The organism is Nostoc sp. (assembly GCF_036917395.1).
GTDB lineage: Bacteria > Cyanobacteriota > Cyanobacteriia > Cyanobacteriales > Nostocaceae > Nostoc.
Window position 1 is genome coordinate 1 of the sequence record NZ_JBALDI010000037.1, and the last position, 20,335, is coordinate 20,335.

A 20,335-nucleotide genomic window follows, 5' to 3' on the forward strand; every position below is an offset into this window, starting at 1 on the left:
ATTTCGGCGAACTCATTTGTTATTTCGGCGAACTCATTTGTTATTTCGGCGAACTCATTTGTTATTTCGGCGAACTCATTTGTTATTTCGGCGAGCGCGTTTGTTATTTCGGCGTGTCCATAACGCACCCTACGAAACTACTAAAATTGAAACCTATGCTGGTCATACTTGTGTGTACACCCTAGCCCAAGTGGGGGGAGAGGGACTTAGGGTGAGGGCAAAAACTACGGTTCTCAACATAGATGAGGTTTATCTATTGCTTGTCTAACTCATCTTCCTAAATCATGCATCTGGTTAATTACCGTGGCACACTTTTGTGTCAAGGTTTCCAATTCCTCTTTATTAGTAGAATTAGGCGCATTAATCAAGTTACCAATTCTCACAGTGATGGGAACTGCGCGAGGTCGGGACGATCCTTTTTCTAAAATCCTCTCAGTACCCCAGACACTCACCGGCAATATTGGGGCTTTTGCTTTCGCCGCCAGCAGCAATGCGCCTCTTTTGGGGTCTGTAATTCGACCATCTGGGGTGCGAGTGCCTTGTAAGAAAACACCGACAGCCCAACCGTTATTGAGATATTCTAGGGCGGAACGGATGGCAGTGCGATCGGTATTTCCCCGACTCACCGGGTAAGCACCGTACAATTTAATCGCTTGCGCCAAAATGGGGATATTAAATAACTCTTCCTTAGCCATGTACGCCACTGGACGACGTACACAGTTGGAGACAATTGGCGGGTCAAAGTAACTAGCGTGATTACTCACTACCAGTAGCGGCCCTGATTGGGGGACATTTTCCGCACCATAAATCTGGCCCCGAAAGTAAGCGTGAAGCATGGGGCTGACGACCGACCATTTAAAGGCGTGGTAAAGTGCCAGACTGATAAACGGTTCGCGGTTTTTGTCCACAGAAGATAATGCAAATCAAACTGAATTTAGCATACGCGATCGCAAGGCGCAGAGCAAACTCAAAAAAGTTGTAGAAACGCAAGCTACTAATTTAGGGAATTTCAGTTGATGCTTGGTGAGCTTTTTTACTACATTCCTACCTTTGAAAACATCATTTTAGGAACTTCTACTTCTTCTAAAATACAAGGGTGCATCAGGCAAAACGCTGTAATGCATCGTGAGCAATGAGATAGATATAGTGCGTTAACGAAGTGTAACAGACTCTACGAATATCGGATAATTTCTTTTTTGGTATTCATTTAAATTATGAATTGCTTCACCCATCTGGGAATACTAAATCTGGAATTGTCAGGATTTAGCAGTATGGTTACCACTCTAGTTACTATTCCCGGATACAAAGTTAAGGAACAACTTTATAATGGTTCAAAAACCCTAGTTTATCGTGGTTATCGAGAAACTGACTCTTTAAGAGTAGTGATTAAACTGCTGAAAAATCCATATCCTGGTTTTAGCGAACTGGTGCAGTTTCGCAATCAGTATACCATTGCGAAAAATCTTAACTCACCTCTAATCATCCAAACTTATAGCCTAGAACCTTATCAAAATGGCTATGTGTTGGTGATGGAAGATTTTGGGGGGATTTCTCTTAAAGAATTGGGAATAGGGTCAACTCTACAAAATCTTACGGAGTTTTTACAGATAGCGATCGCCCTGTGCAATATCTTAGATATACTGTATTGCGATCGGATTATTCATAAAGATATTAAGCCAGCCAATATCTTAATTAATCCAGAAACAAAACAAATTAAATTAATTGACTTTAGTATTGCATCTCTACTACCACGGGAAACCCAAACGCTGATCAGTCCCAATGTTTTAGAAGGGACACTTGCTTATATTTCCCCAGAACAAACAGGAAGAATGAATCGGGGGATTGACTACCGGACTGATTTTTATTCACTGGGTGTCACTTTCTACGAATTACTCACAGGAAAGTTACCCTTTGAGTCCAAAGATATGATGGAGTTGGTGCATTGTCATATTGCCAAACTTCCTGCTCCTTTGGAGCTATTCAAAATTCCTAAATCGATTTCAGATATTGTCATGAAATTGATGGCAAAGAATGCCGAAGAACGCTATCAGAGTGCATTAGGACTAAAATATGATTTAGAAAATTGTTTAACTCAACTTCAGTCAACTGGGAAAATTGAGAGTTTCCCAATTGCCCAAAGAGATGTATGCGATCGCTTTATTATCCCCGATAAACTCTATGGACGAGAAACCGAAGTAGAAATTCTCCTGCAAGCATTTGAAAGAGTAAGTCTTGGTGTAACAGAAATGATGCTGGTTGCGGGTTTTTCCGGGATTGGTAAAACCGTTGTAGTTAACGAAGTTCATAAACCGATTGTGCGTCAACGCGGTTATTTTATCAAAGGTAAATTTGACCAATTTCAGAAAAATATTCCCTTTTCAGCATTTGTACAAGCGTTTCGGAATTTGATGGGGCAATTGTTAACTCTAAGCGATGCAGAAATTCAACAATGGAAAAGCAACATTTTAGAGGCTATAGGTGAGAACGGACAAGTAATTATTGAAGTAATTCCCGAATTATCAAGAATTATTGGTCAACAATCACCTGCTCCAGAATTATCAGGAAGTGCGGCACAAAATAGATTTAATTTATTCTTTCAAAAGTTTACCCAAGTCTTTACTAGTAAAGAACATCCATTGGTGATATTTTTGGATGATTTGCAATGGGCAGATTCGGCATCGCTGAAATTGCTACAATTGTTGATGGAACAGACAGGACATTTATTAATCTTAGGTGCGTATCGGGATAATGAAGTATCATCGGCTCACCCGTTCATCCTAACCGTAGATGAGATCGTCAAAACTGGGGCAGTGGTCAATACTATTACGCTGCAATCGTTAAGTCTAGTTGATATGAATCAGTTGGTGGCGGATACGTTGAGTTGCGATCGCTCCCTGGCTCAACCGTTGACCGAACTGGTATACCAAAAAACCAAGGGTAATCCCTTTTTTGCGACTCAGTTTCTCAAGGCACTCTATGAAGAGGAACAAATTACTTTTGACTGGGAAGTACGGCATTGGCAGTGTGATATTGCCCAAATCAGAGCTTTAGCGATCACCGATGATGTCGTCGAGTTTATGGCACTGCAATTGCAGAAGCTGCCGACACATACTCAGGATGTGTTGAAGTTGGCGGCTTGTATTGGAGCAGAGTTTGATTTGGCGACATTGGCGATCGTGTCCCAGCAGTTTCCTGAAGATACGGCTGCGGCACTGTGGAAAGCATTACAAGAAGGTTTAATTATTCCGAATACGGAAATCTATAAGTTTTTTATTCAGTCTGACAGTGCGTCGGTTTGTGATGCAGCAGCTAATCCAACTTATCGCTTTTTGCACGATCGCGTTCAGCAAGCGGCATATTCTCTGATTCCAGAAGAGCAAAAGCAAATCACCCACCTCAATATTGGACGTTTGCTGCAACAAGCAACGAGTACCAGTGAACAGGATAAGCAGATTTTTGCGATCGTTAACCACCTCAATAAGGGGATATCTCTGATTGAGGATGAGACGGAGCAACAAGAACTCGTGCAGTTAAATCTGATGGCTGGACAGAAAGCTAAGGGTGCAACGGCTTATGGAGCAGCTTTAAACTATTTCAACACGGGCATTTCTTTGTTGAGGGGCAATTGCTGGCAGAGCCACTACACTCTCGCCCTCGTTTTATATGAAGGTGCAGCTAATTCTGCTTATCTCAGTGCTAACTTTGAACAAATGGAGCAGTTCGCTGAGGTTGTACTCACTCATGCCCGCTCTTGGCTTGATCGGGTTAATGTTTACGACACGAAGATTCGGGCTTGCATGGCTCAAAACCAGCTTTTAGAAGCGCTACGGTTGGCACGGGAAGTACTGCAAACCCTGGAGGTACATTTGCCAGAGCAGCCTACCCCAGCAGACATTGGGCAGGCACTCCAACACACCCAAATCCAACTCAGTAACAGCTCGATGGAATCTTTGCTGCATTTACCAGAAATGACTGCGCCGGATAAAAAAGCCGCAATGATGATTCTGTCCACCATAATGTCGCCTGCCTATCAAGCTGCCCCAAACCTGATGCCCCTGGTCGTCTTTGCCCAGTTCGATTTATCGGTGCAGTACGGAAATGCACCAGAATCGATTCATGGCTACGGTCTCTATGGGTTAATGTTGATTGCCATATTGGGTGATATTGAAGCAGGCTATTGCTTTGGACAACTGGAGATAAACCTCCTGCAATATCTTCAGTCATCCAAGCTTGCTGGTGCAGCCCTTTTTGACTTTAACTGCTTCTTCAAACACTGGAAAGAACATGCAAAAACCTGCCTGCCAGGACTACTACAAGCTTATGCCAGTGGATTAGAAATTGGTAATCTCAATCTTGCAGCACTCAGCCTGCTGGTGTATGACTCTAATGCCTATTTCTGTGGACAGGAACTGTCTTCCCTGAAGCTAGTGATGGAAGAACATCGCAAAGTGATGCAGCAACTGCGCCAGCATACCTATCTCTACACGCAAAGTCTTTACCATCAGGCAGTCGTGAATCTGTTGGGGGCGTCAACAGAGCCATATCGGTTGGTTGGCGAATACTGCGATGAGCGTGAAATAATTCAGCTTTACCAGAAAACGGGTGAAGTAACCGCACTGCACCAAGTTTATCGCCATAAGCTGATACTTTGCTACCTGTTCCAACACTATGAACAAGCATTGGAAAACGCCAATAAAGCAGCCCAGTATTTGGGTGGAACGGCAGGACTCATGAGTGTTCCGGTTTTTTACTTCTACGATGCGCTAGTACAATTAGCCCTTTATCCAGATGCCAGCGAAACAGACCAATCAAGCATTCTAGAACGGGTTGTTACCAACCTAGAAAAACTCAGTGGGTGGGCAGCTTATGCACCGAGTAATCAGGCTCACCGCTGCGCCTTGATTGTCGCAGAACGGTGTCGGGTCTTGGGGACTAGGGCCGAAGCAATAGAAAACTATGATCGCGCGATCGCCCTTGCCAAGGAACACGAATACCTCAACGAAGAAGCTCTCGCTAACGAACTCGCCACCAAATTTTATCTCGAATGGGGTAAAGAACGCATTGCCAAAGATTATTTGATTGAAGCCTACTATGCTTATTCTCGGTGGGGAGCAAAAGCCAAAATTACCGATCTAGAACAACGTTATCCGCAATTACTTCAAGTCATCCTGCAACAGCAACGACTCAACTTCAACCCCCAAGAAACTTTTGCCTTTCGTGGGACTTTTTCATCTACTCGCACTTCTAGCACTAGTAGCACTAATATTTCCAATGTTCTAGATTTTACCTCTGTCCTCAAAGCCTCTCAAGCTATCTCCAGTTCTCTGGAAATAGATCAACTCATTACCACTCTCACCCGCATTATCCTAGAAAACTCTGGCGCGAAAAAATCTGCACTAATTCTTCCTCAAGGAGATACTTGGCAAGTTAAGGCAATTACCTTTATTAATCATGGATCAAATTCTCATATTGAGATACAAACCATTCTTAATTCACAACCACTAGATGCTTGTCAAGATATTCCCACAACAATTATCAATTACGTCAAAAATACCCAACAAACAGTTGTGATCGATAACTTGCAAACAGATATTCCTGGTGTAATTGGGGAATATATGTACCGAACAAAACCCCAGAGTGTATTATGTACCCCGATTATTAATCAAGGACATTTGGTAGGTATTATTTACTTAGAAAATAAACTGACTCCAGGAGTGTTTACCAGCGATCGCCTCAGCGTTATTAATCTCCTTTCTTCCCAAGCAGCAATATCTCTAGAAAATGCTCAACTTTATCAACAAGCCGGGCAAGCATTACGAGACTTACAACAAGCCCAATTACAAGTTGTCCAAAGTGAGAAAATGTCTGCATTGGGTAATTTAGTAGCAGGGGTAGCTCATGAAATGAATAATCCTTTGGGCTTCATTTCTGCCAGCCTTCAACAAGCTAAACCCAGCCTTGCAGATATTGTTGAACACTTGAAACTCTATCAACAAAGTTTCCCAAATCCTGATGATGAAATTATCGACCATGCCGAACAAATCGACTTGAATTATAGCTTAGAAGACTTACCTAAGATTATTGATTCAATGGTAATTGCGTGCGATCGCCTCAAAAATATCAGCACCAGTCTCCGCACTTTTTCCCGTGCGGATAAAGATTATAAAGTGCCGTTTAATATCCACGAAGGTATCGACAGTACGATTTTAATTCTCAAACATCGCCTCAAAGCTAACGAACAACGTCCAGCAATTGAAGTGATAACTGATTATGGGAATTTGCCCCAGGTTGAATGTTTTCCGGGGCAATTAAATCAGGTATTTATGAATCTTCTGGCAAATGCCATTGATGCGCTAGATGAATCAAATACGGGACGGAGTTTTAAGGAAATTAAGGCCAATCCCAACCGAATTATAATTAAAACTTCCCTGGAAAATGAAAGTGTGAAAATTGCCATTATTGATAATGGCAAAGGCATGAATGAATCAGTGCAACAAAAGATTTTTGACCACTTATTTACTACAAAAGGTGTAGGCAAAGGGACGGGATTAGGATTAGCGATCGCTCGTCAAATCGTTGAAGAAACCCACAATGGCAAATTGAGTTTTAACTCTGTTTTAGGTGAGGGTACAAAATTTTTAATTGAAATGAAGTTCTAAAAAAATTAAACAGGTAAATCAGCTGCACTCTGGATGTTTTCTAATATTAAGTCAGGGCTAGTACGTTTAATCAAGCCAGTTAGGACTTTACCAGGCCCAATTTCGACTACTCGCTGGATACCGTTGGCTGGTAATTGCAGAGAAATTTCTCGCCATCTTACAGAACCAGTCATCTGTTTGTTCAGGCGTTGCTTTAAAATCTCGGCATCAATAGACGGAATTGGTTCTACATTAGACAACACTGGTACAATAGCTGGCTGAAATTTCACAGATTCTATAATGTCTTGGAATTGGGCAGCTGCTGGTGCTATTAAATGTGAGTGAAATGCTCCAGAAACTTTTAGGGGAATAGCACGCTTTACTTTTACTTGAGACATCACCGCTTGTACAGCCTCAGTCGTGCCTGAAATTACCACCTGAGCTGAACTATTGTCATTTGCTAGCACCACATCAGGCGTTTGGGCAATGACTTTATCTAACTGTTCGCGGTCAAAGTTCATCAAAGCCGCCATCATACCACCGACGGCATTATCCATAAGTTCTGCACGACGCTTTACTAGATATAAACCAGCAGACCATTCAAAGACACCCGCTATGTAAAGGGCAGTATATTCTCCCAAACTGTGTCCAGCAACTAAATCTGGGTGGTGTCCTCGTTCTCGGAGAAGGTCAGCAAGAATGCTTTCCACCACATAAAGAATTGGCTGAGTGTATAGCGTCTGTGATAACTTCTCTTCTTGGTTTTGACAGATTTCTGTTATAGACCAGCCTAAAATTGCCTCAGCCTGGGCAAATTTATCTTTAGCGACGGGTATATCTAATAAGTCCATTCCCATTCCCAGCGCTTGGGAACCTTGTCCGGGAAACACCCATGCAGTTTTTGTCATTGGTCATTAACAAAGGATAAAATATTCACCGAATTTTAGATTTTGAATTTTGGATAATGGAATTGAATAATTCAAAAGCGTTCGACTAAGCGCTAACGCCGTTTGCGTAGCGTTCCGCAGGAAAGTTCAAAATTTAAAAAGGTCTTAGAGCAAGCGAATTTAAACGCGAGAACAAATCTAAAATCTAAAATTCTTGATTGTACCCCTACGGGGAAGCAAGCTACGCGCAGCGTCCCGTAGGGAAGAAAGAGCATTCATGCATGGAATCAATCTAAAATCCAAAATCTAAAATCCAAAATTGAGTCACCTTCCCCATTTAAAAATTGCCGCACCCCAGGTAAGACCGGCACCAAAGCCGGATGCAGCAACGATGTCATTGGGTTTAATTTTACCTTGCCGCACTGCTTCATCCAAAGCTAAGGGAATGGAAGCAGCAGAGGTATTGCCGTACTCGGCGAGATTACTTATAATTTTATGTTCTGGGACATTTAGGCGCTGGGCAACGGCATCGATAATCCGCTGATTGGCTTGATGCAACAGCAGCCAATCTATTTGGTCAACGCTGAGGTTGGCTTGAAATAAGGCTTTGTCAATGATTTCTGGCACTTTTTGGACAGCAAAGCGGTAGACTTCTTTGCCATTCATAGTAATGGGTTGGTAAGTGCCTTTAGTGACATTTACACCTGAGAGTAGTTCTTGGGAAGCGCCTGCATAGGCAAGGTTGAGGTGATGGTTTTGAGTGCCATCACTTTTAAGTGCAAATCCTAACAAGCGATCGCTTTTGTCAGCCTGCAAAACTACTGCCCCTGCACCATCACCGAACAACACACAAGTACGCCGATCTTGCCAATCTACCCAGCGAGAGAGGATATCTGCCCCGATCAAAAGTACATTTCGGTAAACGCCTGTTCTAATATATTGAGCTGCTGTAACCAGACCAAACACAAAGCCGGAACAGGCAGCGGTCAAGTCAAAGGCTACTGCGTTGGTGGCTCCTAATTGAGCCTGTACTTGACAAGCACTACCAAACAAATCATCAGGGGTGGAAGTAGCTAGCAGAATCAGGTCTAGGTCTTCTGGTTTAATTCCCGAAGCTGCGATCGCCTGACTGCTGGCGGCAGTAGCGAGTATACTCAAGGACTCAGATGGCTTGGCTAATCGCCGTTGACGAATTCCCGTTCTTGTGGTAATCCATTCGTCTGATGTTTCAACTACTTCACTCAATGTCTGGTTGTGTAAGGAAGTTGCTGGCACTGCCGAGCCGCTTCCGGTAATTGCTACGCCTAAATTTTGCACTCCTAATCTCCCGAGCTATCAGCTTTTTGCCTTTTTTCCCTTGTCTTTTGTCCTTTGTCCTGGCAAATGACAAATGACAAACGGCTCATGACTTATAACTGAATCGCTAACCGCTCTCCCGCTCTAGGATATATTGGGACTGAATTCGTTGTAGCACCTGGTTATCAACAGCTTCTTTTGCCATCCGAATTGCATTAAAAATTGAAGGAGCTTGTGAGCTACCGTGACCGATAAAACAGACTCCTGCCACGCCTAACAGCAAAGCGCCGCCGTGTTCTGCGTGATCCATCCGCTGCTTAACCCGCTTCAGGTTGGGTTTTAAGAGTGCTGAACCAACTTGACCGTGCAATCCTTGGGGTAATTCTTCCCGCAGAATTTGCAAAATCACTTCTCCGACGGCTTCGGCAAATTTTAACAATACATTACCGACAAAGCCATCACAGACAATCACATCAAAGCGACCGGAAAGCACATCACGCCCTTCGGCATTGCCAATAAAATTAATTTGGGAATTTTCGCGGAGCATTTGGTGGGCGCGGACGGCTGTATCATTGCCTTTAGAGTCTTCTTCACCGATATTCAATAAACCCACCTTCGGTTCGGTTGTACCCAAGACATACTGACTGTAGGCCGAACCCATGACACCAAACTGCTCTAAAAACTTCGGACGGCAATCTACATTCGCGCCGACATCAAGTACCAACACTGGCTTCCCAGCAATAATCGTGGGAAAAACTGTCCCTATGGCTGGGCGGTCAATTCCCGGCAATCGTCCTAAGCGGAGCAAAGCGGATGCCATAGCTGCCCCAGAGTGACCGGCAGAAAATACGGCATCTGCCTGCTGCTGCTTGACTAAATCCATCGCCACATTGATCGAAGCCTTGCGTTTGCGTCTAACTGCGTTTAAAGGCTCCTCATCCATAGCGATCGCTTCCTCAGCAGTCACGATCTCCACCTGCCCTAAATTCGTTTTTGGCGGCAAGGCAGCTTCTATTTGTTGGGGATCACCAACCAACAATACATCTACACCCAATTCTTCCCGTGCTCGCAGTGCGCCAGCAACAATTTCACCGGGTGCGTGATCCCCTCCCATTGCGTCAATTGCGATCCTTACACGAGTCGATCCCATTGCTCAGAGCTTTTAGAAACCTTATAAATTTTACCAGAAGGCAATGCCGGAAAAAGCTTAACTTTCTGACCGCCAAATTATTTCTGTTACTATTGCAACAATTTTTGCTGGCAAGCTCAAGATAACACGAATTGTTTCTGACTGGGCATTGGGCAATTCAATTTTGGATTTTGGATTTTGGATTTTAGATTGAAATTTTATTTAAAATCTAAAATCTAAAATTCTTACTCCCCACTCCCTAATACCCAGTCAACTAGCGTCCGAACGCCGTAGCCAGTTGCCCCTGCGCCGTTGTAGCCATTTTCTTTATCTGTCCACACGGGACCTGCAATATCTAAGTGCGCCCAAGGGGTTTCTTTGACGAATTGCTTGAGGAAAAGGGCAGCGGTAATTGCACCACCCGGACGCGGGCCTGTATTCTTCATGTCCGCGATACCAGACTTTAACCCTTCAAAATATTTTTCTTCCATTGGCATCCGCCAAATTTTTTCGCCTGAAGTTTCCGCAGCTTTCTCTAGCTGGGAAGCTACAGCATCATCGGGAGTGTACAAACCAGCAATATCGTCACCCAAGGCAATGACGTTGGCACCAGTCAGGGTGGCTAAATCCACGATCGCATCTAATCCCAATTTGTCGGCATACACCAAGGCATCTGCTAGGGTCAAACGTCCTTCAGCGTCGGTGTTGTTCACTTCGATTGTTTTGCCGTTTGATGCTGTAAGAATGTCTCCAGGGTGCATGGCGTGACCGCTAATCATGTTTTCAGCCACCGCCGAGATAAAGTGAACCTCGACATCTGGCTTAATTTGAGCAATTGCTTTTGCTGCGCCCAAGGTAGCAGCTGCACCGCCCATATCCATTTTCATGGTTTCGATGCCACTACCAGCACCTTTAATGTTGAGTCCGCCGGAATCGAAGGTTACACCTTTGCCAATAATTGCTAGTTTCTTTTTGGGTGTACCTTCTGGTTTATAAGTTAAATGAATGAATTTAGGTGGCAACTCGGAACCTTGCGATACTCCCAAAAATGCACCCATGCCTAACTTTTCACAGTCTTCTTGTTCCAGAATTTCCACTTGTAAACCGTGATCGTTAGCGATCGCTTGAGCAGTTTCTGCCAAAGTAAGCGGTGTTACTGCATTGGCTGGCGCTGCTACTAACTGCCGTGCCATATTTACCCCGGAAACAATTTGATTGGCGCGGCTGATGGCTGCTTCTTGTCCAGCGAAACCTAGTAAATCTACGGTTTCAATTTGTGATCCTTTCTCTTCTGGTTCTGATTTAAAGCGAATATCTTGATAAAGCGCCAATTCGATACCTTCTGCGATCGCTTGGGCGCTGGCTGCTGGATCGTTATTCCACAATGGAAAACTAAATCCCAGAACTTTGCTTTTTTGCTTTTTTCCTACCCTGGCTACAGCAGCAGCAGCGCGGCGCAGAGTATCTAGTTGTAGTGCATCTGGTTTTCCTAAACCTACCAAAATCAATTTCCGCACTGGGCTACCAGGATTCACACGGCTGAAGATGGTACTGTTGGCTTTACCTTTAAATTCTTCTTCAGCAATCAGTTCTTTTAAGACGCCGGAAAACTTTTGATCTAAAGTAGCTAGTTCTCCGGTTAACTCTACTGCATCTTCAAATAATCCAATTGCCAAACTATCGCCTGCCCACTCTAGCAAAGGCTTATCACTAAGTTGAATTGTCATTTTGGTTGGGATTTTGTGTAAATATTCCTTCTTGTACCAGTATTGCTCAAAATTATTGTTTCATGGTGAGGGAAGTGGGAAGTGAGGGAGATAGGGGAGATGAGGGGTCAGTAGCTATAATGTTAGTGCTGAGAGTGTCAATCGATAATACTCTTGAAAATGCATGACATTTTAACCATAATAAATTAGTGGAATGGCAAGTTGAGTTTCATGATGATTTCGAGTCTGAGTTCGATGCTCTACCTCAAGAAGTAAAAAATGAGTTACTTGCTACGGCTCAGTTTTTAGAAAAGTTTGGTCCACAAGCAAAGCGTCCTCATGTTGATACACTCAAAGGGTCAAAGTACGTAAACATGAAAGAGCTACGATTCTCAGCTTTTGATGGTGTTTGGCGTGTGGCATTTGTTTTTGACCCATTGAGACAAGCCATTTGATTGGTAGCAGGCGACAAATCCGGCGTTAGCCAAAAACTTTTTTATAAACACTTAATTCAGAAGGCTGATGCCCGGTACAAAAGTCATCTTAAAAAACTAAAAGAGGAAGATAAGACGAATGGGTAAAAGCCTAAGAGAAAAAATTAAAGAACAGCCAATAGAAAGCCAAATTAAAATTGAAAGCCGGACTCAGGAATTAATAACTCAGGAATTAACTAGACAAAAAATTAGACTAGAAAAACAGCAACTTAAAGTTCGAGGTAGAAAGGGAAAAGCTTTTAAAAAAAGAGAGGTAGTTATATTTGGAAAGATTAATGATAGAACATTAATTTAGTAAAATACTACAAAAGCCTGCCAAACTCCAACGACTTGGCAGGATTTAAACTTATTAAAAATGTTTAACTTTATCCAAAAGGTTGAATCACCTTTAAAGAGCTAGTTCCGTCTTTGATACTCGTGAAGGCTTATAACTCTACTCTTTTAACTCCTCTGGCCAATGCCCAATGCTCCAATTTCATTTTTGTCAATCTCAAATTTGTTAGCGATCGCTGTGATTATATGTTGCTCAATTGGTGTAATCTGATTGTCAAGCTGGGCAATTTTGTAACACTGAGCCAACAAGGGTATGGCAAAATCACGATTTAGCTGATTGAGCAGTATATCAAAAGACTTAAGTGATTTGATATTTTGGGCAATGGTATCCAACGAGTTATGACTGAGGTTTATTGCTTGTAATTCTGGCAAAATTTCTTTCCAAGTCTTGTCTGGATGGCTAGCTAGGATCATGTGAACTAAGATTTGATCCATGACGGCTTCTTGAGCGATCGCACTTTCTAGATACTTTTCACTCTCTGCTTTTAATGTTGCCAATGTCTGTGGCGATTCCAGTGAAGTTGATTCATCCAGCTTGGCTTCGTAAAACCGACAAGCAGCATAGCCCAATGAATAGATCATCGTCGCATTTGAACTAGCTGCGATCGCTGCACCCGCCAAGGGTACATTTCGCAGCAAGCCTAATCCCGCAGCTTTCAACAGACGACTTCCACCCAAAGCTAAACCAAAAATTGCCAAAATTTCACCTTTACGGGCAGGATTTTTTAAATCTAGCCCGTAGACAGATGCAATTTGATAAAGCATTTCTGACTGCAATTTTGTTGTCGCTGTTAAATCAATTGCCAACAATGCCACTGCTATTCCTGGCAAAATACTAGTGGCTAGTCCAACTGTGCCTGCTTGAGTTGCTTTTTCTACCATGATTCGATGAGCAATCTGGCTGGGTGATTCATTTGGATACTGTTTCTTCAGCTTGTTTACCGCAACTTCTGCTTTTTCCAAATCAACAAGATTAGTATCACTAATTAGCCAATTTAGATTTAACACTCCAGATAGTTTTCTAATCAGCCAATTTTCGCTGAGGCGATTCACAACCTCACCGCTGGTTTGAGTTGTTTGCTCAATTAACTTGTGTGTTTCTTTCGCCGTCGCTTCTCCCACCCCTACTGCTGTGTCTAAAACTGCTTTACCCGTCTCAGCAACAGTTTTAACAAAAGACTCTAATATAGACGGTTCATTTTCTACTGATGATTGAGTCTGGATTTTTACTTCTGAAGTTTCTCTGGGTGAATTAACTAATTTATTCACCTCTGTTTCTTGAGGTTTGTCTGCCATTGCTTGATACCATCCTGTAAAGCCTCTCTTTTTAAATTTGTAGCGAAGTATGAGCGGCTTGACATCTCCCAACAAGTACAAGTTGCCACCAATAGGAATTATTCTGAGACTTAACTATAGATGTGCCAAGAGTGACAGAGGTTCTGATTTTACAACTGATAACCTAATGTCAACAACACTTTACCTTCTAAAATAGTGAGTATTTCTGAAGTCAGAACGCCCACTTTTATTTGCAATCTTGTTTTGTCAATTACCCGCAATTGGTGGCAAAGAGCAACTGAATCTCGTTCTAATCCACCTTCACCACTTTGAATTAATAAACAGGTTGGCAAAGACACACGACGTAAATTTGTTGTTAGAGGAATGATGATGACAGTGGTGGAAAATTCGGCGACGATATCATCTTGAAAGATAATAACTGGTCTTGTACCTCCTTGTTCAGAACCCTTGGTAGGGTCTAAATTGGCTAGCCATACTTCACCTCGCTGAACCCTCATTTCAAATCTTCTTGTCTAAGAAGTTCTGCATATTCATCTAATCCTGCTTCAGCTAGTTGACAATCTTCCTGGGCAAATTCACTGTAAAGAGCAGCCATTTTATTTTTATCTATTTGCCAACTAATATTTCTGCTGCGGAATTTGAGGAAGGCAATAAAATCACTAACTTGTTTGAGTTGTTCTTCATTCAATTTGTCTAATTCTAAGCTGAGGAACTCTTTGAGAGCAACCATTTGAGAGTCTCCATAAATATGTGGTTAAGGTTTTTGAGGACACAAACATTATTTTAAGGTGACGAGATATTAAATTTTTTTTACCCTATTTTCTCACCGAACCAGGCAAAAGAAACAAAGGTTGTAAACTGCTTGAATTTATGTGTAACCCACTTTTTACCTTTTAATACCTATATCAGCATTAGTTTCTAAAAAGTCGTTATCCTTAAGAATGTCATAGAGATTAATATCTTCCTCTAACAAACAAGCATGTCCGCAATTGGGCAACACCACAATCTTGGTATTTGGTAAGATATTCTCGATCCGCTTCACTTCTGTTACAGAAGGCAAAAGGCGATCGCTAGCACCGGCAATCAACAAAACTGGTTGAGTTAAGCGACTTAACTGCTCATCATCAATATGAAACTCTCGCAGTAAAGACAACCGCCAAAGAACGGTTTCAAAGGGGATAGAACGCATAGTTTTCAGCAGCTCATGGCGATCGCTTCGGGAAATGCGTGGCAAAGATGATAAAAACGGCAATAACACCAGTGCCCCAACATCATACAACCCTGATGGCACTAAGGAAGTAAGTTGGGATGCCCAATTCAACCAAGGGCGAAGACGAAAGGAGGAAGCTGGGTTAATTAGGATAATTCGCTTAAATAACTCTGGTGCTTGGATTGCAACTTTCATTGCCAAGCAACCACCAAAGGACTCACCACACAAGTAAACTGGCCTCTGAGAGCTTTTTTCTAATTCAGCGTCGATCAAGTCCAATACACTCTTAGTTAGCACATCCCAAGTGTTCAGGTCTTTCCGTGGGAGTGCCAAACAACGGACATCAAAGCCAGCTTCTAATCCAGCGGTTTGCGATCGCAATAATTGACCAGTTCCATCCATTCCTGGCAAATATACCAACAGGGGATACTCTGGCTGTACTCGTTTAGGAGTCAGGAAACAAGGGTTTAGCTCAACTTCTGTTGTAGTCATTGGTAGATAAATTTTGGACTGGTAATTGTTAGTTATAAAAGTTTCGGTGCTTTTGATTCTAATAGCAACCTTGACGCAGTAAATTGCTAATTTCGCCGTGACAGTGTTCTGTTAAGTCAGCCACAGCAGTTCTGGCTTGTCTCCCATGATATTTTTTCTGCTGTTGGGGCGTAATCCAATAAGGGCGACCGATTAACACAGCAACCCGACGATAAATTACCAGAGGATGCCAACCAGCTTGCTTAAATAAAGGTTCTGAAGGGTCAAATACACTCAAAAACCTTAAGGGGAAGCCATTCGTGTTTACCTCTTCTAAGGAGGCGATCGCGATCGGTAAAATAGCTAGATCCTGCACATCAGCTCGCAATGCCAAATGGGCAAATCCGCGCTGAAATTCACCCATTTGGTTTGGCTGAGTAAATTTCACCATTGGTTCAGTTCCTTCTGGAAAGACTCCCACCATCTGCCTGGACTGCAACAGCATCTGTGATTGCGAAAAAAAGCTTTGCTGGCGGTTTTGAGTTTCCTCCAAAGGAAAACACCCGAATTGTCCGATGACAATCTCCCGCATTACTGGCACTTGTCCCATGTAGTGATGGCAAGCAAAGCGAATCGGACTCGATAACGCCGCCATTAAAATCAGTGCATCCATAAAGCTGCGGTGATTGCTGACTACCAATACGCTGGCACCCTGGGGAATGCGATCCTCGTAATAACGAAACATTTGCGTTGAGAGTGCTGCCATCAAAGCGCGAGAAATTTCCAGGGGGCTATTTAGACTCATACCTAATCAATATATTTTCCGGTAAAGATGGCAGTTTATCTTAATTTTATTTTTACATTTCTTTACTATTGCCATGACTGTCTTAAGATAGAAATGTCTAATCCACAAACCCAGCTAGATTTTCTGCGCTTGGGATTCTGTATTCCTGAACACAATAATATCTAATAGAAAGTATTTAAAAAAATTATGATTAGTTAATTTCCAGATTTGGGGCATAGATTAGCTGAATTGATGGATATTACAAAACAATTATTGACCGGAGAAATTTGCTACTATAAAAAAAAGTAGGGAAAAAAATAGAAATAATATTGTATAATTTCATTTTTTGCCGATAGAAGTAAAATGTAAAACGTTTTAATAAGTTGATTTTTATTTTGCATGAATCTAGTGGATAAAACAGAAAAGACATTTGCACTGACAACACCCCTATATTATGTAAACGATATTCCCCATATAGGCAGTGCTTATACAACGATCGCAGCAGATGTAGTCGCGCGATTTCAAAGGTTGCTGGGGTATAAGGTGTTACTGATTACAGGCACAGATGAACATGGGCAAAAAATCCAGCGATCAGCAGAGAGTTTAGGCAAAGCACCACAAGAGTTTTGCGATGAAATTGTCCCTAGCTTCGTGAGTTTATGGGAGTTACTAGACATTCAATACGATCGCTTTAGTCGGACTACTGCTCCTCGTCATGAAGCGATCGTTAAAGAATTCTTTGAGCGAGTATGGGAATCTGGTGATATTTACCAGGGACAACAAAAAGGCTGGTACTGCGTATCCTGCGAAGAATTCAAAGAAGAACGAGATTTGCTAGAAGGACACCGTTGCGCGATTCATACTAACAAAGAAGTCGAGTGGCGAGACGAGCAAAACTATTTTTTTCGTTTATCCAAATATCAAACTAAGCTGACAGAATTTTATCAATCTAGACCGGATTTTATTCAACCAGAAAGTCGGCGGAATGAAGTCCTCAGCTTTGTAAATCAAGGGCTGCAAGACTTTTCCATTTCACGGGTGAATCTAGATTGGGGTTTTCCGGTACCAGTTGACCCTAAGCACACCCTTTATGTCTGGTTTGACGCGCTGCTAGGTTATGTCACAGCATTACTAGAACCAGATGCAGAACCCACTTTAGCAAATGCTTTAGAAACATGGTGGCCAATCAACCTGCACCTAATTGGTAAGGATATTCTGCGCTTCCATGCAGTTTATTGGCCCGCAATGTTGTTGTCGGCTGGCTTACCCTTGCCGGAGCGAGTATTTGGGCATGGCTTTTTGACTAAAGATGGTCAAAAAATGGGCAAAAGTCTGGGTAACACCCTTGATCCTGTGGCGTTAGTTCAGCGCTATGGTAGTGATGCCGTTCGTTATTACTTCCTTAAGGAAATCGAATTTGGCAAGGATGGAGATTTTAATGAAGTTAGGTTCATTAATGTTCTGAATGCAGATTTGGCGAATGATTTAGGTAATTTGCTCAATCGCACCTTGAGCATGGTGAAGAAATACTGCGCTGACAATAATGTCCCATCAATCGGCAATGAAGGAATTCCTGACGAAAATCCTTTGAAAAAAATTGGTTTACGTCTAGGGGAACATGTAAAACATGCATATAAAGAGCTAACTTTCAGTCAAGCCTGCGGGGCTATCCTTTCACTGGCGCAAGCCAGTAATAAGTTTATTGATGAACAAGCTCCTTGGACATTATATAAACAGGGACAGCAGGAGTCTGTGGAAAAAGTTCTGTACGCAGTTCTAGAATCAGTTAGACTAGCAGCTTATCTCCTATCCCCAATTATTCCGAACATCAGTAGCGATATTTATCAGCAACTGGGCTTTGGAATAAACTTTAACGATCAAATACAAAGTTCAGTTACCGCTCCTTTTGCCACCCATGCGACATGGGGAATACTATCGAGTAAACAACAGTTGGGTACACACCAACCAGTTTTTAAGCGAATAGAACCTCTGAAAAACGATTAGTCCTTATCAAACTCTGATTTTGTTCAATTTCTTATTCTCTTGTAAAAATTTATCGGGGCTTAATTTAAATTAGCCCCGGAACCTTATCATAAGCCGCTGTGACTAGCATCTAAAAGTTCGTAAGTATCAAAAATAACAAGGATAAAAATCGAGGTATGAGAATGATGTTGAATAATTTGGAAAACGATTCAATATTTACGCCAGAACAAGTTTTAGAGAATCGGGGCAGGGTCGCCATATTTATTGATGGCTCAAATCTATTTTACGCTGCACTGCAACTAGGGATTGAAATCGATTACACAAAGCTATTGTGTCGATTAACAGGAGGTTCTAGACTCCTGCGTTCTTTTTTCTACACTGGTGTAGACCGAACAAACGAGAAGCAACAGGGGTTTCTGCTGTGGATGCGTCGCAATGGCTATCGAGTCATTGCTAAGGATTTGGTACAGCTACCAGATGGCTCTAAAAAAGCTAATTTGGATGTAGAAATAGCAGTAGACATGATGGCGTTAGTAGATTCTTATGATACCGCAGTTTTAGTCAGCGGTGATGGGGATTTAGCATATGCGGTAAATTCAGTCAGCTATCGTGGCGTGCGAGTAGAAGTGGTGAGTTTGCGTTCAATGACCAGCGACAGCTTAATTAATGTAAGCGATCGCTACATTGATTTAGAAGCCATTAAAGAGGATATTCAAAAAACCCCTCGCCAAAGCTATCCATACCGGCCGTTATCTGGTATTGGTTTTTTGGAAGACCCCAGAACTAGTGAAGGACACCTAGAAATCCAAGAATAATGGCGCATCAATTTCATAAAAGGGGGAGAGAGGGGGTAAGAAAAATTCAAAATTCAAAATTCAAAATTCAAAATTACTCCTCCACTCCCTCCTTCCTGGTTTTTCCTTTGACTTTTTTCTTGGTATTTGGTTTAGTTGCCTGTGGGGGTAAATCCCCCCCAGCTTCTCAACAAAATACAGCGGGTTCATCTAACCAAGATAGTAATTTAACTTTCTTTGATGTCACCTTAGAACAAGCAGATGAAGTGGGAAGACCGATTTGGAAAGTTAAAGCTAAAACCGCAAAATACACCAAAGAAAAACAAATTGGGCAAGCTGAAAGTCCTTATGGTGAACTATATCAAGATGGCAAAGTAGTTTACCAAATTAAGGCAGATGTAGCAGATATTGAACAAGATGGGAAGCAGCTGTTTCTTAAGGGTAAGATATTTGCCATAGATCCTAGTAATGGGATTGTGTTGCAAGGTAATGAATTAGAATGGCGTCCCAAAGAAGATTTGTTGATTGTCCGCAAGCAGATTAATGGTAATCATAAACAACTACAAGCAGTGGCGCAGGAAGCGCGAGTTAAAACCCGCGAACAGCGCATGGAATTTTCTGGAGGGGTAGTGGCAAATTCCACTGATCCCCAGATGCAAGTAAGAACCGAGCATTTGATCTGGAATATTAAAGAAGAAAAATTGATTGGCGATCGCCCGTTACAAATTGACCGCTACAAAGATAATAAAATTAGCGATCGCGGCAAGGGAAATTCTGCCGAAGTCAACTTAAAAACAAAAATTGCCACTATTCAACAGAATGCTCAATTAGAATTACTAGACCCACCAATGCAAATAGCTAGTAACTCTATGACCTGGAACATGAACGCAGAAACTGTTACCACAAACTCACCCACGCGAATGTTCCAGCGTGCCGAAAATGTTACAGTGACAGCTAATCAAGGTGAAATGAAAATACCGCAAAAAACCGTTTATTTAACAGGTAACGTCAATGCCGTTGGTCAGCGTCGCCAGTCTCTGAGATCCAATACACTAACTTGGTATCTAGACAATAAGTTAGTTGAAGCTCAAGGAAATGTGATTTATCGGCAAGTTGACCCGCCGTTAAATTTTGCGGGTGAAACAGCCGTTGGTAATCTGCAAACAGAAAATATTGTTGTCAAAGGTGGCAGTTCTAGCGGTAGGGTAGTAACGGAGATTATTCCCCAAGAAAGAGCGAATCGTTAGTAGTAAAGTTAGGGGGAATGGGGCCCACCCTGACCGATAAACTTTGGGTCGGTCGAGTACTAGGCTA

At 42.3% G+C, this 20,335-nt stretch carries 15 protein-coding genes and 1 pseudogene; 6 read left to right on the forward strand and 10 right to left on the reverse strand.

Features of this window, described 5'->3' with window-relative positions; genetic code table 11:
• Positions 1–269 precede the first annotated feature (269 nt).
• On the reverse strand, positions 270–908 hold the full coding sequence (locus V7K46_RS13325; RefSeq protein WP_335113787.1) for a lysophospholipid acyltransferase family protein: 639 nt from the start codon (positions 906–908) through the stop codon (positions 270–272).
• Between the two features lie 363 nt (positions 909–1,271).
• On the opposite strand from V7K46_RS13325, the gene V7K46_RS13330 reads away from it, so the two are divergent.
• On the forward strand, positions 1,272–6,659 hold the full coding sequence (locus tag V7K46_RS13330; protein ID WP_335113789.1) for an ATP-binding sensor histidine kinase: 5,388 nt from the start codon (positions 1,272–1,274) through the stop codon (positions 6,657–6,659).
• A gap of 5 nt (positions 6,660–6,664) precedes the next feature.
• On the opposite strand, the gene fabD is transcribed toward V7K46_RS13330, so the two are convergent.
• The 4 genes from fabD to V7K46_RS13350 form a co-directional block, all read right to left on the reverse strand.
• Positions 6,665–7,546: an ACP S-malonyltransferase gene (fabD, locus tag V7K46_RS13335; protein ID WP_335113791.1), complete on the reverse strand. Its 882-nt coding sequence runs from the start codon at positions 7,544–7,546 to the stop codon at positions 6,665–6,667.
• 303 nt (positions 7,547–7,849) lie between these two features.
• Positions 7,850–8,842 (reverse strand): beta-ketoacyl-ACP synthase 3, encoded by a 993-nt coding sequence (locus tag V7K46_RS13340; protein WP_335113793.1) that lies wholly within the window; start codon positions 8,840–8,842, stop codon positions 7,850–7,852.
• 106 nt (positions 8,843–8,948) lie between these two features.
• Positions 8,949–9,971: a phosphate acyltransferase PlsX gene (gene plsX, locus V7K46_RS13345; RefSeq protein ID WP_335113795.1), complete on the reverse strand. Its 1,023-nt coding sequence runs from the start codon at positions 9,969–9,971 to the stop codon at positions 8,949–8,951.
• A gap of 224 nt (positions 9,972–10,195) precedes the next feature.
• On the reverse strand, positions 10,196–11,677 hold the full coding sequence (locus V7K46_RS13350; RefSeq protein ID WP_335113797.1) for a leucyl aminopeptidase: 1,482 nt from the start codon (positions 11,675–11,677) through the stop codon (positions 10,196–10,198).
• A gap of 188 nt (positions 11,678–11,865) precedes the next feature.
• Here V7K46_RS13350 and V7K46_RS13355 point away from each other — a divergent pair.
• Positions 11,866–12,237 (forward strand): annotated as a pseudogene (locus tag V7K46_RS13355) (type II toxin-antitoxin system RelE/ParE family toxin).
• A complete protein-coding gene (locus tag V7K46_RS13360) occupies positions 12,230–12,445 on the forward strand; it encodes a hypothetical protein (RefSeq protein WP_335113799.1) in 216 nt (71 codons plus the stop codon). Before V7K46_RS13355 ends, V7K46_RS13360 begins: the two are co-directional and overlap by 8 nt.
• 146 nt (positions 12,446–12,591) lie before the next feature.
• Here the strand turns inward: V7K46_RS13360 and V7K46_RS13365 are convergent, their stop codons facing one another.
• The 5 genes from V7K46_RS13365 to V7K46_RS13385 all read right to left on the reverse strand — a co-directional run bounded on the left by V7K46_RS13365 (position 12,592) and on the right by V7K46_RS13385 (position 16,265).
• On the reverse strand, positions 12,592–13,779 hold the full coding sequence (locus V7K46_RS13365; protein ID WP_335113801.1) for a YcjF family protein: 1,188 nt from the start codon (positions 13,777–13,779) through the stop codon (positions 12,592–12,594).
• 149 nt (positions 13,780–13,928) lie between these two features.
• Positions 13,929–14,276 (reverse strand): type II toxin-antitoxin system PemK/MazF family toxin, encoded by a 348-nt coding sequence (locus V7K46_RS13370; protein ID WP_335113803.1) that lies wholly within the window; start codon positions 14,274–14,276, stop codon positions 13,929–13,931.
• Positions 14,273–14,509 carry a hypothetical protein gene (locus V7K46_RS13375; RefSeq protein ID WP_335113805.1) on the reverse strand — a complete coding sequence of 79 codons (237 nt, stop codon included), beginning with the start codon at positions 14,507–14,509 and terminating at the stop codon, positions 14,273–14,275. Before V7K46_RS13375 ends, V7K46_RS13370 begins: the two co-directional genes overlap by 4 nt.
• A gap of 156 nt (positions 14,510–14,665) precedes the next feature.
• Positions 14,666–15,481 carry an alpha/beta fold hydrolase gene (locus tag V7K46_RS13380; RefSeq protein WP_335113807.1) on the reverse strand — a complete coding sequence of 272 codons (816 nt, stop codon included), beginning with the start codon at positions 15,479–15,481 and terminating at the stop codon, positions 14,666–14,668.
• 58 nt (positions 15,482–15,539) lie between these two features.
• Positions 15,540–16,265 (reverse strand): lysophospholipid acyltransferase family protein, encoded by a 726-nt coding sequence (locus tag V7K46_RS13385; protein WP_335113809.1) that lies wholly within the window; start codon positions 16,263–16,265, stop codon positions 15,540–15,542.
• 378 nt (positions 16,266–16,643) lie between these two features.
• Between V7K46_RS13385 and metG the strand changes: the two genes are divergently transcribed.
• From metG to lptC, 3 genes are all read left to right on the forward strand, one after another.
• Positions 16,644–18,248, forward strand: coding sequence for a methionine--tRNA ligase (gene metG / locus V7K46_RS13390; protein ID WP_335113811.1), 1,605 nt, complete (start codon positions 16,644–16,646; stop codon positions 18,246–18,248).
• 164 nt (positions 18,249–18,412) lie between these two features.
• Positions 18,413–19,042: a LabA-like NYN domain-containing protein gene (locus tag V7K46_RS13395; protein WP_335113829.1), complete on the forward strand. Its 630-nt coding sequence runs from the start codon at positions 18,413–18,415 to the stop codon at positions 19,040–19,042.
• Entirely contained in the window at positions 19,042–20,268 is a 1,227-nt protein-coding gene (gene lptC / locus V7K46_RS13400; RefSeq protein WP_335113813.1) for an LPS export ABC transporter periplasmic protein LptC, read from the forward strand. Before V7K46_RS13395 ends, lptC begins: the two co-directional genes overlap by 1 nt.
• The last annotated feature ends 67 nt before the right edge of the window (positions 20,269–20,335 follow it).

Bases quoted from the DNA above. Each gene is read 5' to 3' on its own strand.
- V7K46_RS13370 (WP_335113803.1), bottom strand. From the start codon at position 14,276: ATGAGGGTTCAGCGAGGTGAAGTATGGCTAGCCAATTTAGACCCTACC.
- V7K46_RS13385 (WP_335113809.1), bottom strand. From the start codon at position 16,265: ATGAGTCTAAATAGCCCCCTGGAAATTTCTCGCGCTTTGATGGCAGCA.
- metG (WP_335113811.1), top strand. From the start codon at position 16,644: ATGAATCTAGTGGATAAAACAGAAAAGACATTTGCACTGACAACACCC.
- V7K46_RS13375 (WP_335113805.1), bottom strand. From the start codon at position 14,509: ATGGTTGCTCTCAAAGAGTTCCTCAGCTTAGAATTAGACAAATTGAAT.
- V7K46_RS13360 (WP_335113799.1), top strand. From the start codon at position 12,230: ATGGGTAAAAGCCTAAGAGAAAAAATTAAAGAACAGCCAATAGAAAGC.
- V7K46_RS13330 (WP_335113789.1), top strand. From the start codon at position 1,272: ATGGTTACCACTCTAGTTACTATTCCCGGATACAAAGTTAAGGAACAA.
- V7K46_RS13350 (WP_335113797.1), bottom strand. From the start codon at position 11,677: ATGACAATTCAACTTAGTGATAAGCCTTTGCTAGAGTGGGCAGGCGAT.
- V7K46_RS13395 (WP_335113829.1), top strand. From the start codon at position 18,413: ATGTTGAATAATTTGGAAAACGATTCAATATTTACGCCAGAACAAGTT.
- V7K46_RS13380 (WP_335113807.1), bottom strand. From the start codon at position 15,481: ATGACTACAACAGAAGTTGAGCTAAACCCTTGTTTCCTGACTCCTAAA.
- fabD (WP_335113791.1), bottom strand. From the start codon at position 7,546: ATGACAAAAACTGCATGGGTGTTTCCCGGACAAGGTTCCCAAGCGCTG.
- V7K46_RS13365 (WP_335113801.1), bottom strand. From the start codon at position 13,779: ATGGCAGACAAACCTCAAGAAACAGAGGTGAATAAATTAGTTAATTCA.
- lptC (WP_335113813.1), top strand. From the start codon at position 19,042: ATGGCGCATCAATTTCATAAAAGGGGGAGAGAGGGGGTAAGAAAAATT.
- plsX (WP_335113795.1), bottom strand. From the start codon at position 9,971: ATGGGATCGACTCGTGTAAGGATCGCAATTGACGCAATGGGAGGGGAT.